General features: G+C 70.7%; 13 protein-coding genes. 12 read left to right on the top strand and 1 reads right to left on the bottom strand.

Annotated elements, in window-relative coordinates; translation table 11 throughout:
• Nucleotides 1–160 precede the first annotated feature (160 nt).
• From CLV40_RS03705 to CLV40_RS03660, 10 genes are all read left to right on the top strand, one after another.
• Nucleotides 161–1888, top strand: a complete 1728-nt coding sequence (locus CLV40_RS03705; RefSeq protein WP_245931033.1) for an ABC transporter family substrate-binding protein — start codon at nucleotides 161–163, stop codon at nucleotides 1886–1888.
• A 241-nt stretch (nucleotides 1889–2129) separates the two neighbouring features.
• On the top strand, nucleotides 2130–3941 hold the full coding sequence (locus tag CLV40_RS03700) for an ABC transporter family substrate-binding protein (RefSeq protein WP_104476968.1): 1812 nt from the start codon (nucleotides 2130–2132) through the stop codon (nucleotides 3939–3941).
• 173 nt (nucleotides 3942–4114) lie between these two features.
• Nucleotides 4115–5113 (top strand): ABC transporter permease, encoded by a 999-nt coding sequence (locus CLV40_RS03695; RefSeq protein WP_104476966.1) that lies wholly within the window; start codon nucleotides 4115–4117, stop codon nucleotides 5111–5113.
• Nucleotides 5106–6053 carry an ABC transporter permease gene (locus CLV40_RS03690; protein WP_374065373.1) on the top strand — a complete coding sequence of 316 codons (948 nt, stop codon included), beginning with the start codon at nucleotides 5106–5108 and terminating at the stop codon, nucleotides 6051–6053. Before CLV40_RS03695 ends, CLV40_RS03690 begins: the two co-directional genes overlap by 8 nt.
• Nucleotides 6053–7192, top strand: a complete 1140-nt coding sequence (locus CLV40_RS03685) for an ABC transporter ATP-binding protein (protein WP_104476962.1) — start codon at nucleotides 6053–6055, stop codon at nucleotides 7190–7192. Before CLV40_RS03690 ends, CLV40_RS03685 begins: the two co-directional genes overlap by 1 nt.
• Nucleotides 7189–8226: an ABC transporter ATP-binding protein gene (locus CLV40_RS03680; protein ID WP_104476960.1), complete on the top strand. Its 1038-nt coding sequence runs from the start codon at nucleotides 7189–7191 to the stop codon at nucleotides 8224–8226. Before CLV40_RS03685 ends, CLV40_RS03680 begins: the two co-directional genes overlap by 4 nt.
• A 153-nt stretch (nucleotides 8227–8379) precedes the next feature.
• Nucleotides 8380–8598 (top strand): hypothetical protein, encoded by a 219-nt coding sequence (locus CLV40_RS03675; protein WP_104476958.1) that lies wholly within the window; start codon nucleotides 8380–8382, stop codon nucleotides 8596–8598.
• Between the two features lie 157 nt (nucleotides 8599–8755).
• Entirely contained in the window at nucleotides 8756–9628 is an 873-nt protein-coding gene (gene mshB / locus CLV40_RS03670) for an N-acetyl-1-D-myo-inositol-2-amino-2-deoxy-alpha-D-glucopyranoside deacetylase (RefSeq protein WP_104476956.1), read from the top strand.
• Nucleotides 9625–10035, top strand: a complete 411-nt coding sequence (locus tag CLV40_RS03665; protein WP_104476954.1) for a hypothetical protein — start codon at nucleotides 9625–9627, stop codon at nucleotides 10033–10035. Before mshB ends, CLV40_RS03665 begins: the two co-directional genes overlap by 4 nt.
• Nucleotides 10016–10819, top strand: a complete 804-nt coding sequence (locus CLV40_RS03660; protein ID WP_104476952.1) for a hypothetical protein — start codon at nucleotides 10016–10018, stop codon at nucleotides 10817–10819. The genes CLV40_RS03665 and CLV40_RS03660 overlap by 20 nt, the downstream gene beginning before the upstream one ends.
• Here CLV40_RS03660 and CLV40_RS03655 read toward each other — a convergent pair.
• Nucleotides 10804–11520: a GNAT family N-acetyltransferase gene (locus tag CLV40_RS03655; protein WP_104476950.1), complete on the bottom strand. Its 717-nt coding sequence runs from the start codon at nucleotides 11518–11520 to the stop codon at nucleotides 10804–10806. The two genes, CLV40_RS03660 and CLV40_RS03655, sit on opposite strands and share 16 nt — an antisense overlap.
• Nucleotides 11521–11671: 151 nt before the next feature.
• Here CLV40_RS03655 and fdxA point away from each other — a divergent pair, with 151 nt between their 5' ends.
• Both fdxA and dapC read left to right on the top strand, forming a co-directional pair.
• Nucleotides 11672–11992 (top strand): ferredoxin, encoded by a 321-nt coding sequence (gene fdxA, locus CLV40_RS03650; protein ID WP_104476948.1) that lies wholly within the window; start codon nucleotides 11672–11674, stop codon nucleotides 11990–11992.
• Nucleotides 11989–13077: a succinyldiaminopimelate transaminase gene (gene dapC / locus CLV40_RS03645; RefSeq protein WP_104476947.1), complete on the top strand. Its 1089-nt coding sequence runs from the start codon at nucleotides 11989–11991 to the stop codon at nucleotides 13075–13077. The genes fdxA and dapC overlap by 4 nt, the downstream gene beginning before the upstream one ends.
• Nucleotides 13078–13094 lie beyond the last annotated feature (17 nt).

Raw genomic sequence — 13094 nt, 5'->3', positions numbered from 1 at the left:
AGTTCGCCGTGATCGAAACCACCTGTTCCGGGGAACCGGAGCACCCGTGTGGAACCCGCGAACCGGGTCGCGCGTCATGCGTTCGGCCGCATAACCGGTGGCGGACCCGGGGTGGTCGTCTGGCAGCATGACCACCGAGTCACCTGGGGGAGGAGGATTCGTGCGCGTTCGGAGAACGGTTCTCCGGAGCGCCGCGGCCATCGCGGTCGCGGTGTCCCTCGCCGCGTGCACGAACGCGCCACCACCGCCGCTGGTCACCACCGAGGTCGCGCGGACCCAGGCCACCAAGGCCCCCACGCTCAACGAGGCCGTCGTCGGCGTCGACAGCGTGCAGGGCGGCTACAACCCGCACAAGCTCGCCGACCAGTCCACGATCACCACCGCGCTGGCCGACGTGCTGCTGCCCTCCGTCTTCCGACCGGCCGCCGACGGCACCCCCACCCTCGACGGCACCCTCATGGTCTCCGCCGAGGTCACCAGCGCCGAGCCCTACACCGTCACGTACCGGCTGCGCCCCGAGGCGGCCTGGTCCGACAGCGCGCCCATCGCCGCCGAGGACTTCGTCTACCTGTGGGAGCAGCTGCGCACCGAGCCGGGCGTGCTCGACAGCGCGGGCTACCGGCTGATCGGCAACATCTCCGCCCGTGAAGCGGGTCGGGTCGTCGAGGTCACCTTCACCAAGCCCTACCCGGGCTGGCGGACGCTGTTCTCCGACCTGCTGCCCGCGCACCTGCTCAAGGACATGCCCGGCGGCTGGGCCAGCGTGCTGCGGGACAACTTCCCGGTGACCGGCGGCCCGTTCTCGCTCAAGGGCATCGACCGCGACCGCGGCGAGGCCGTGCTGGAGCGCAACGACCGCTACTGGGCCGCGCCCGTGCCGCTGGACCGGATCATCCTGCGCCGCGGCGACACCACCGGCGTGGCCAACGCGCTGCGCTCCGGGCACAACCAGCTCGCCCTGCTCAGCCCGGACGCCGCGGGCCAGAGCGCGCTCAAGGCGCTGGAACCGCTGGCCACCACGACGACCGTGCCGCGCTCGACGGTGGCCACGCTGCTGCTGCGACCGGTCGGCACCGCCATGGCCGACCCGCGCATCCGGTCCGTGCTGGCCGCGCTGATCGACCGCCAGGCGCTCACCGCGGCGGGCACCGGCGGCGGCCCGGGCAGCGCGCTGCCCGCGAACGCGCAGGTGCTGGCGCCGAGCGCGCGCGGCTACACCGCGACCGTGCCCGCCAACACCCCGGACAAACCGGACGTCGCGCTCGCCGAGAACCTGTTGACCCAGGCCGGGTACACCAAGGTCGACGGCAGCTGGTCGCTCGGCGGTACCCCGCTCAACCTGGTGATCGCCGCGCCGGAGGGCCGCAAGTCCTATGTGGACATGGCGCGCGAGTTGCAGCGCCAGCTCTCCGTCGGCGGCGTGCAGTCGCGGCTGGTCACCCCGGACGGCGCCGACCTGTTCACCCGGCTGCTCGCGCCGCGGCCCGCCACCGCCGCGGTCGCCGAGGCGGACCGGATCGACCTGGTGCTGGCGCCGCAGCCCGCCGCGGGCGACCCGGCGACGCTGCTGGCGGGCCGCTTCGGCTGCGCCCCGACCACGCCGGGGGAGCCTGGCCAGCCGTCGACCGCGCCCCAGGCCGACAACCCGGCGGGCTTCTGCGACCCGGGCCTGCAACCCACCATCGACCAGGCGCTGACCGGCGAGCTGGCGTTCACCGCGGCGGCCGAGCAGGTCGAGCCCGCGCTGTGGAGCCGGACGGTCGCGCTGCCGCTCTACCAGGAGGCCGACACCCTGCTGACCGGGCGCGTGATGTCCGGTGTGTCCACCGGACCGCCCTGGGCCGGGCCGTTCGCGACCGCCACTCAGTGGCGTCGAGCGGAGGGGTGACTCAGGCCACTCTCCGTCATCGACAAGCCACCAACGGGTACCCCCTGGTAACGGTCCCGTTGCGTGGTGCTGTGCGCTTGTCACCCTTTGGTCACGATCACTGTCGCGGAGGTGACCGGGGTGCTGCTTCGTTCCTAGCGTGCGCACCTAGTGCGCCACCCAATGCTTGATTGGGGGCGCGATGGGTTACGGGTGCAGCCCGACCGGACCGGTCGCGGGTGGCCCTGTGCTAGGAGGGCACGTGTCAACTAAGAAGAGCACTCTGTCGGCGATCTCCTTGGTCGTCGGTGCGTCGCTCGTCCTGAGCGCTTGTGGCGGCACCAGCGACAACGGCGGCAACGGCGGCAGCACCGGGGCGAACGAGCCGACCGGCGACATCGCGGCCATGGCCATCGCCAAGGGCGAGGCGGGCGACGAGTACACCTCGCCGGAGGTCCCGCAGTCCAACGACACCTTCACGGTGTCGACCGACAACCCGTACACCGCGTACAACAACTCCGCGGCGGACGCGAACAACTCGTACAACACCTTCGCGCTGGCCTCGGTGATCTCCGGCGCGTACAAGCTCGACGGCAACAACAAGGTCCTGCTCAACAAGGACGTGATGGAGTCCGTCGAGGTCACCAGCAAGTCGCCCCAGGTGGTCACCTGGAAGATCAAGCCGGGCATCACCTGGTCCGACGGCGAGCCGTGGGACTGCGACGACTTCTACCTGGCTTGGCTGTCCTCGACCGGCAAGGCCAAGGACGGCGACAAGGACATCTTCACCTCGGCGAACACCACGGGCTACGACCAGATCGGCAAGGTCGAGTGCCCCAAGCCGACCGAGGTCGTCACCACCTTCGACAACCCGTACCCGGACTACAAGGGCCTGTTCGGCATCTCGCTGGACATCATGCCCGCGCACATCCTGGAGAAGGAGACCGGCGTCGCCGACGTCACCAAGCTGACGCCGACCGGCGGTGACCAGGCCGCGCTGAAGAAGGTCGCGGAGTTCTGGAAGACGAAGTGGAACGGCTTCGACGCGAAGCTGATGCCCGCGTCCGGCCCGTACATGATCACCCACTTCGAGCAGGGCAACGCGGTCACCCTCGAGCGCAACCCCAAGTGGGCGGCCAAGCCCGGCGGCCCGGCCAAGGTGATCCTGCGCGGCATCTCCGACCAGGTGGCCCAGGCCCAGGCGCTGGAGAACGGCGAAGTCCAGGTCAACTCGATGGCCCAGCCCGACTCGAACGCGGCCGACCGGCTGCGCGGCCTGTCCTCGCAGGGCGTGCGCTTCGGCGCGTCGAACGGCCTGTCCTTCGAGCACCTCGACCTGAACTACAAGAACAAGTGGCTGCAGGACCAGGCCGTGCGCAAGGCCTTCATGCAGTGCGTGAACCGCGACGAGCTGGCGGAGAAGCTGATTCGCCCGGTGCTCGACACCGCCAAGCCGCTCGGCTCGCTGGTCTTCTTCCAGGCGGAAGAGGGCTACACCGACAACTACGCCGCCTACACCGGTGACGCCAACGCCTCGAAGGCCACCCTCGAGGGCGCGGGCTTCACCATCGGCGGCGACGGGTTCGCGACCAAGGGCGGCGAGAAGCTCTCGCTCAAGATCGCGCACACCGACATCCCGCGGCGCAAGCAGACCGTCGAGCTGATCCAGTCGCAGTGCAAGGCGGCGGGCATCGAGATCATCGACGACACCGACCCGAACTTCCTCGACACCCGGGTCAGCCAGGGCGACTACGACATCGCGCTGTTCGCGTGGTCGGCCGCGCCGTTCAAGTCCGCGCAGAAGTCGATCTACGAGACGAACGGTGGCCAGAACTGGTCCGCCTACACCAACCCGAAGGTCGACGCGGCCTACAAGGACGCCAACAGCAACCTCGACGAGGCTGCCGGGCGCAAGGCGTTCCAGGAAGCCGACCGGCTGATGGCGGAGGACAACTACTCGCTGCCGCTGTACCAGCTGCCGAACATGTGGGCCTTCAAGGGCATCGACAAGGTGTACTTCCAGTCCTACAACGGCGCGCTCTGGAACGTCAACGAGTGGGTCAAGACCTCCTGAGTCGACCCGCCGCCCCCAGGCGGCGTCGCACTGGTCGATAGACGAAGGGGCCGGACCAGAAGTCCGGCCCCTTCGCTTCGGTTCCTGACCCGCCGGGCGCACACTGGCGGAACAGGGAGCACACCAGCGGCAGCCACCACACCGGCCGCCTGGGTCCCCACCGAGGAGTTCTCGTGATTCGCTACATCATCAGACGGCTGCTCATCTCGATCCCCATCCTGGGCATCGGCAGCATCTTCGCCTTCTTCCTGGTCGCGGCCGCGGGCAACCCGGTGGCCGAGCTGAAGGCCAAGCCGGGCGTCACCGCCCAGCAGATCCACGACCTCGAGGTCAGCCTCGGCCTCGACCAGCCGATCATCGTCCGGTACTGGAAGTGGCTGGTCGACTTCGTCCAGGGCGACTGGGGCCAGAGCATCGCCCTGGGCCAGGCCAAGGTGGACATCTTCGACTCGATCATGCGCGGGCTGTGGATCACCGCCCGGCTGGTCGTGTTCGCCGAGCTGCTGGCCATCGTGCTCGGCGTCGTGGTCGGTGTGATCGCGGCGGTGAAACAGTATTCGATCTTCGACTACCTGGCCACTTCGAGTGCCTTCCTCATGTTCTCGATGCCGGTGCTCTGCGTCGCGGTCATCCTCAAGACCTACGGCATCAAGTTCAACAACGTGCTCGAGAGCCTGGGCATGGACCGCTGGGTCAGCACCGTCAGCCCCACGCCCGACCAGGTCGACCGGACCTTCGGCGAGGCGATATTCAAGCTGACCGGCACCTACGTGCTGCCGACGCTGACCCTCGCGCTCATCAGCTTCGCCGCGTACAGCCGCTTCCAGCGCGCCTCGATGCTGGAGACGCTCAACTCCGACTACGTGCGCACCGCGCGGGCCAAGGGCATCTCGCAGCGCCGGGTGATCTTCAAGCACGCTTTCCGCAACGCGCTGATCCCGGTGACCACGCTGTTCTCCATCAACGCCGCCGCGCTGTTCTCCGGCGCGATCGTCACCGAGACGGTCTTCGGCTGGAAGGGCATGGGCAACCTGCTGGTGCAGTCCATCCGCACCTTCGACCCCTACATGCTGATGGGCTGGCTGATGGTCACCGCCGCGCTGGTCATCGTGTTCAACCTGGTTGCCGACATCATGTACGGCATCCTCGACCCGAGGATCCGCCTTGCCTAGCGACCCCGTGCTCAACCCGCTGCAGCCCACCGGGCTGCCCGCCGCGGGCACCGCGCCCGTGGCCACCGCAGGCGAGTTCGACGCCACCAAGGCGCGCAAGCAGAGCACGCTCATCGTGCGCCGCTTCTTCCGCCACCGCCTCGCCGTGGTCGCGCTCGTGGTGTTCCTGCTGATCTGCGCGTTCGGGTTCCTCGGCCCGCTGTTCTGGACCGTCTCGGTCGAGGACACCTCCAGCCGCGGCTACCTGCCGCCCAGCGGGGCGCACCCGCTCGGCACCATCCAGACCGGCAAGGACATGCTGGCCCAGCTCATCCGCGGCACCCGGCTGTCGGTGCAGATCGCGCTGGTCGTCGCCATCGGGTCCACCGTCGTCGGGGTCACCTTCGGCGCGCTCGCGGGCTACCTGCGCGGCGCGGTGGACAGCGTGATCAGCCGGTTCACCGACCTGATGCTGATCATCCCGCAGGTCGCGGTGGCCGCCATCCTGGTCCGCGCGCTCAGCGGCTCCTGGTACACGGTGGCGTTCATCCTGGCCGCGTTCGCCTGGATGAGCATCGCGCGCATCACCCGCGGCGAGACGCTGTCGCTGTCGCAGCGCGAGTTCATCGAGGCCGCGCGGGCCTCCGGCGCCAAGACGCACTGGATCATCTTCCGGCACCTGGTGCCGAACATGATCGGCACCATCACGGTGAACACCACGCTGGCCGTGGCGACCGCGGTGCTCTCCGAGGCCGCGCTGTCGTTCATCGGGCTGGGTGTGCAGCCGCCGGACACCTCCCTGGGGCTGATCATCAACGAGAACTACTCGCAGATCACCAACCGGCCGTGGCTGTTCTGGGGCCCGTTCGTGATCGTCGTGCTGCTCTCGCTCGCGGTGAACTTCATCGGCGACGGCCTGCGCGACGCGTTCGACCCCCGGCAGACGAAGGTGCGTGCCTGATGAGCAGTGCTGTCCGCACCGACACCGTGCTGTCGGTCGAGAACCTGTCCGTGACCTTCCCGACCGACGACGGCAACGTGCGCGCCGTGCGGGACGTGTCCTACGTCCTGCGGCCGCGCGAGGTGCTCGGCATCGTCGGCGAGTCCGGGTCCGGCAAGTCCGTGTCGTCCATGGCCGTCATGGGCCTGCTGCCCGCCAGCGCCAAGATCACCGGGTCGATCCGCTACAAGGACCGCGAACTGGTCGGGCTGTCCTACAAGGACATGCAGAGCGTGCGCAACAACGGCGTCGCGATGATCTTCCAGGACCCGATGACCTCGCTGAACCCGGTCTACACCATCGGCTGGCAGCTGGCCGAGGCCTACCGGGCGCACCACGACGTGTCGAAGAAGGCCGCGTGGCGCAAGGCGGTCGAGGCGCTGGAACTGGTCGGCATCCCGCAGCCGGACCGGCGCGCGGCGCAGTACCCGCACGAGTTCTCCGGCGGCATGCGGCAGCGGGTGATGATCGCCATGGCGATCATCAACGACCCGGACGTGATCATCGCCGACGAGCCGACCACCGCGCTCGACGTGACCGTGCAGGCGCAGATCCTCGAAACGCTGCTGCGGCTGCGCGACGAGGTGAACGCGGGCATCATCCTGATCACCCACGACCTCGGCGTGGTCGCGGGCATGGTCGACCGGGTGCAGGTCATGTACGGCGGCACGGTCGTGGAGTCCGGGCCGGTCGAGGAGGTCTTCGACCACCCCCGGATGCCCTACACCGTCGGCCTGCTCGGCTCGCTGCCCAACCCGGCCAAGCTCGGCCAGCGGCTCACCCCGATCACCGGTGCGCCGCCGTCGCTGATCAACCTGCCGCCGGGCTGCGCGTTCTCCCCGCGCTGCCCGCTGGTGGCCAACCAGTGCCGCGTCGACGAGCCCGAGCTGCACGGCACCGAGCGCGGCGACCACACCACCCGCTGCTTCCGGTGGCCGGACCTGGCGTCCATGCAGCACTCGCGGGACCTGTTCGTCCGCGACGAGATCGGTGTGGTGGAGAACCCCGCCGCGCTGGTCGAGGCCGACCCGTACCTGCCGGTCGCCGAGGAGGCGCACACCATCGAGCTGCGCCTGCCCCAGGAAGGTCCGCACGCATGACACACGCCAACACCGCCCCCGCGCGCGCCGCGGCGGACCGCGCGGACACCCCGCTGCTGCGGGTCCACGAGCTGGTCAAGTCCTTCCCGGTGCGCGGCGGCGGGATCATCCCGCGCACCGTCGGGCAGGTGCAGGCCGTGTCCGGGGTCAGCTTCGACCTCGAGCGCGGCGAGACCCTCGGCCTGGTCGGCGAGTCCGGCTGCGGCAAGTCCACCACCGGCCGGGCCATCCTCCAGCTGCACAAGCCCACGTCGGGCTCGGTGCGGTTCGAGGGGCGCGAGCTGACCACGCTCAAGCCCGCGCAGATGCGGCCGCTGCGGGCGGACCTGCAGATCGTGTTCCAGGACCCGTACGCGTCGCTGGACCCGCGCTGGCAGGTCAACGACGTCGTGGCCGAGCCGCTGCGCATCCACGACCGCGGCAGCGCCAAGGACATCCAGCAGCGCGTGAACCACCTGCTGGAACTCGTCGGCCTCAACCCCGAGCACCGCAACCGCTACCCGCACGAGTTCTCCGGCGGCCAGCGCCAGCGCATCGGCATCGCCCGCGCGCTGGCCCTGGACCCGAAGCTCATCGTGCTCGACGAGCCGGTGTCCGCGCTGGACGTGTCGGTGCAGGCCGGGGTGGTCAACCTGCTGGAGGAGTTGCAGCAGCGGCTCGGGCTGGCGTACCTGTTCGTGGCGCACGACCTGTCGGTGGTGCGGCACATCTCGCACCGGGTGGCGGTCATGTACCTGGGCAAGATCGTGGAGATCGGTGACCGGGAGTCCATCTACACCCGGCCGACGCACCCGTACACGCAGGCGCTGCTGTCCGCGGTGCCGGTGCCGGACCCGCGCCAGGAACGCCAACGCCAGCGGATCGTCCTGCGCGGCGACGTCCCCAGCCCGGTCGACCCGCCCTCGGGCTGCCGCTTCCGCACCCGCTGCTGGAAGGCCCAGGAAGTCTGCGCCGTCGAGGAACCCCCACTGATCCGCCATGGTGCGACCTTCTCGGCCTGCCACTTCGCCGAGGAGCGCAACGTCCTGCCCTGAGGACGCTCACTCGAATGCCCTAATGTGTGGCGATTTGCGCAGGTGGGAGGCGGGGTGGTGGCATGGCCGCCGTCACCCCGCCGCCGCCGGGAAGTCAGCGGTCCCGGTGTCCCCAGCCACCAGCCCTACGCGATCCCCGAGTCGGTGATCTGAGTGCGTCGAGACCGGTTCGTCGAACACCTCCGCGACCTGTTGGCCGCCAGCGGACACCCGGGCATCGCCGAGGTCGGCTCGTACACGATCAACAGCGGGCTGCAGGACATCGAGATCAAGTGCACCGACAACCGGGTGATCCGCCTCAACATCACCCGCACGTCGCCGCCCGGCGGCGACAACTTCAGCGAGCCCGAACGCATCGTCACCAAGAGCTAGCGCGCGGACGGCTCGGTCGCGTACTGGGTACCGGTCGAAATCGGGCGTAGTAGGGTTCCCCCGCCGGGGCCGTTGGCGTCCCGCCACGGTCGACCGGTGCGCGGTTCCACTGCCCGCGCCCCGACGCCGCCCCTAGAAGCGCTTAGGCTGAAACCCGATGCTGACAGCCCCACCCAGACTGCTGCTCGTGCACGCCCACCCGGACGACGAGAGCCTGTGGACCGGCGGCACGATCGCCCGCTACGCCGCCGCGGGCGTGCAGGTCACCCTGGTCACCTGCACCCTCGGCGAGGTCGGCGAGATCATCCCCGAGTCGCTGGCCCAGCTCGCCGCCGACCACGCCGACCAGCTCGGCGGGTACCGGGTCGGCGAACTGCGCGCGGCCTGCGCGGCGCTCGGCGTGTCCGACCACCGCTACCTCGGCGGCATGGGCCGCTGGCGCGACTCCGGCATGGTCGACACCCCGGCCAACGCGCACCCGCGGGCCTTCGCCTCCGGTGACCTCGCCGCGCAGGTCCAGGAGCTGGTCGCGATCCTGCGCGACGTGCGCCCCCAGGTCGTGGTGACCTACGGGCCCGACGGCGGCTACGGCCACCCCGACCACGTCCGCGCGCACGAGATCACCGCCGCCGCGGTCGCCGAGGTGCCTGACGTCGAGCGCCTCTACTACACCGTCGTGTCCCGGCAGGCCGTCGACGCCGGCGTCGCCGCGCTGGCCGGGGTCGACGGGTTGCCCTGGCGCCTGCCCGCCCCCGGTGAGCTGCCCGCCGTGGACGACGCGGAGATCACCACGTCCGTCGCGATCGGTGACCACCTGCCCGCCAAGCTCCGCGCGCTCCGGGCGCACGCCACCCAGGTGAGCGTCTGGCAGGCCCAGGACGGCACCTACAGCTATGCGCTGTCCAACGGCGTCGCCCAACCGGTGCTGGAGCAGGAGTGCTACACGCTGGCGGGCGGGTCCGGCGAGGCCGCGGAGACCGACGTCTTCGGCGGACTCGCGCCGGTCGAGCACGTGGGCGCGGACCGGTGACCACCGGCGAGCGCGCGCGCTACGGCGGACTGCTCGCCCTGAGCGTGGTGCTCGCCGTGTTCGAGCTGTTCTTCCTGCCGCTGCGGCTCGACGGGCGGGTGCTGCCGGACGTCGGCGCCATCGAGTTCCCCATCACGGCGCTGCTGGCCGCGGTCACGCTGCCGTGGCTGGTCGGCCGGGCGGCGAAGATCAAGGCCAAGCCCTCGTTCGCGGGCGGACCGCTCTACGTCTGGCTGGCGACACTGCTGGTGTTCCTCGTGGCGGGCCCCGGCGGCGACGTGATTCTGATCGACGACTGGCGCACGCTGCTGCTCATGGCCGCGGGCGCGTTCCCGGCCACCATCAAGGTCGGCGGCGTGCTGGCCAAATCCGCGGCAGGAGGAGACAGTGAGCGAGGCGGTCACTGACCGGCAGATCGTTGCGATCTTACGACCGTTCGTCCGGGCGACCACGCCCCTGCTGACGGCGTTCCGCGACTACTCCGCCAGAACCGAGGAACAGGCCGACGACCCGAACACCGCGGTCATCGAGCAAGCCGACACCGAGGAACTGGCCAAGGTCGAGCGCGGCCTGCGGCAGAAGCTGCTCGACGGCCTCTCGTCGGTCAAGTTCCCCGGCACCGCCGCCTGGCGGGACCTGCCCGACGACAAGCGCGCGGACTGGTGGGTCAACCGCGTCGGCCGCGTCACCGTGCTGGTGGCGAGCGTCCCCGGCATCGGCGGCGCGCTGGCCGACCGGCTGCCCATCCAGGACACCCTGGCCACCGCCAGCCAGGGCCTGGTGCTCTCGGCGATGGCCGTCGAGTACGGGTACACCGACGTCGGCACCCGCGTCCGGCTGATCGCCAAGGTGCTCTTCGACCGCGACATCGACCCGGCGCTCGCCGAGGGCCGGGGCGGCGCGGAGGAGGACGCGGCCACCGCCGAGATGACCACCGACATCGACGCCTCCACCAGCAAGCACGGCCGGGTCACGCTCAAGGCCGCGGGCAAGGCGCTGTGGCGCGTCGGCCGCACCCTGTGGGGCCTCGGCGACGAACTGGACAAGCGGCCGCAGGGGCGGATCTACCACAAGGCCATCGGCCTGCTGCCGGTCGTCGGCATGGCGGGGGACTACCTCGGCGAGCGCAGCGCGTTGAAGCGCGCCGCGCGCCGGGGCCGCAAGTGGCTGGTCGCTCAGGGCGCCCAGTAGCGGTACCGGTGCGACTCGACGTACCCGAGGTCGGCGTAGATCCCCCTGGCGACCTCGTTGACCAGCGCGACCTGCAACACCCGGCTGGTGGCGCCGCGCGCGGCGGCCCAGGTGTCGAGCCCGTCGAGCAGGTGGGTGGCGATGCCCTGCCTGCGGTACTCGGGCAGCACCTCCAGCAGCGCGACGTACAGCCACGCGCCGACCAGGCAGCCGCGCGCCGTGCCGACGACCCGGCCGTCGCGGTGCACGGTGGCGTAGCCGAGCAGCGGGCCACCGGTCACGACCGCGCGCTGCGTGTCGGTCGGGGTGCCGCGCACCGCCACTTCCAGCCAACCGTTTGGCGGTTTGTCGGCGACGTCCGCGCCGCCGCCGGTCGAGGTCAGGGGCGAGTGCATGACGGCCGACTCGGCGCCCTTGGGGTGGTCCGCGTTGACCCGCCAGCCCGCCGCCGCGAGCGGGGATTCCCAGGACGAGCCGGAGATGACCTGCGCGTACGGGCGGATGCCGTGTTCCCCGGCGAACCGGGTGATCTCCGCCAGCGCGGCGTTCACGGGCAGGCCCGGGTCGCCGTTGGTCAGCGCGCTGTTGGCCCGGCCGGTGTAGCCGCCCGATGCGCGCAGCCGCCAGTCGCCGAGCGTGCGGGCGACCACGGGCGGCCAGGCGGCGGCGCAGACCTGTTCGAGGGTCGAGCGGGTGTCCACCGGGGGAGTCTGGGGGAGATTCAGCGCGCGCTGTACCGGGATGTGAGCTAGGCGGCACCGGGTGCGTGCTCCGGAGCAGGTCGGGAGATACTGTCGACGTCGCGTTTTTCCCGAACGCACGCGTCACACCATGAAGGAGCAGGAGAGCGCAGTGACCTACGTGATCGCCGAGCCCTGCGTCGATGTCCTCGACAAGGCGTGCATCGAGGAGTGCCCGGTCGACTGCATCTACGAGGGCGACCGGATGCTCTACATCCACCCCGACGAGTGCGTGGACTGCGGTGCCTGCGAACCGGTGTGCCCGGTCGAGGCCATCTACTACGAGGACGACGTCCCGGACCAGTGGTCCACCTACACCAAGGCGAACGTCGACTTCTTCAACGACCTCGGCTCGCCCGGCGGCGCGTCGAAGACCGGCAAGGTCAGCGCCGACCCGGACTGGATCAAGGCGCTGGACCAGCGGGGCGAGTGAACACCTTCCCCCAGCTGCCGGACTTCCCCTGGGACGTCCTGGCCGACCACGCCGCCCGGGCGAGGACGCACCCGGACGGCGTGGTCGACCTGTCCATGGGCACCCCGGTCGACCCGGTCCCGCCGCTGGTCCAGGCGGCCCTGGGGACCGCGGCCGAGCTGCCCGGCTACCCCCAGACCCACGGCGTGCCGCAACTGCGCGCCGAGGCCGTCGCGGCCATGGCCCGCAGGCACGGGGTCACCGGGCTGGACCCGGACGCGGTGCTGCCGACCATCGGGTCCAAGGAGCTGGTGGCCTGGCTGCCGACGCTGCTGGGCGTCCGGTCGGTGGTCATCCCGGAACTGGCGTACCCCACCTACGAGGTGGGCGCGCGGCTGGCGAAGGCCGAGCTGTTCCGGTCGGACGGGCTGACGGCCCTGGGCCCGGCGGCGCCGGGGATGGTGTGGCTGAACTCGCCGTCCAACCCGACCGGTCGGGTGCTGCCGGTGGAGCACCTGCGCAAGGTCGTCGACTGGGCGCGCGAACGCGGCACGATCGTCGTGTCAGATGAGTGCTACCTGGCGCTGGGCTGGGAGACCGAGCCGGTGTCGGTGCTGCACCCGTCGGTGTCCGGTGGGGACGTGACCGGGCTGCTGGCGGTGCACTCGCTGTCGAAGATCTCCAGCCTGGCGGGCTACCGGGCCGGGTTCGTCACGGGTGACCCGGCGCTGGTGCGCGGGTTGCTGGAGGTCCGCAAGCACGCGGGCATGATCGTCCCCCGACCCATCCAGGCCGCCATCACGGCGGCCCTGGCCGACGACACGCACGTGGCCGACCAGAAAGCCCGCTTCGCCGCCCGCCGCGACGTCCTGCGCCCGGCCCTGCTCGAAGCCGGCTTCAAGATCGACCACTCCGAAGCGGGCCTGTACCTGTGGGCGACTCGCGACGAGTCGGCCTGGGACACCGTCCAGTGGCTGGCCGAACGCGGAATCCTGGTCGCCCCGGGCACCTTCTACGGCCCGACCGGAGACCGGCACGTGCGCATCGCGTTGACCGCGACGGACGAGCGCATCGCGGCGGCCGTTTCCCGCCTGTCACACCCGTAAGCCGCAAAACGACACTC

Origin of the sequence: Actinokineospora auranticolor, from assembly GCF_002934265.1 — a bacterium.
In the GTDB taxonomy this organism is placed as follows: domain Bacteria; phylum Actinomycetota; class Actinomycetes; order Mycobacteriales; family Pseudonocardiaceae; genus Actinokineospora; species Actinokineospora auranticolor.
The sequence above is the reverse complement of the archived record's forward strand: the minus strand, read 5'-3'. Positions and strand labels throughout refer to the sequence as shown.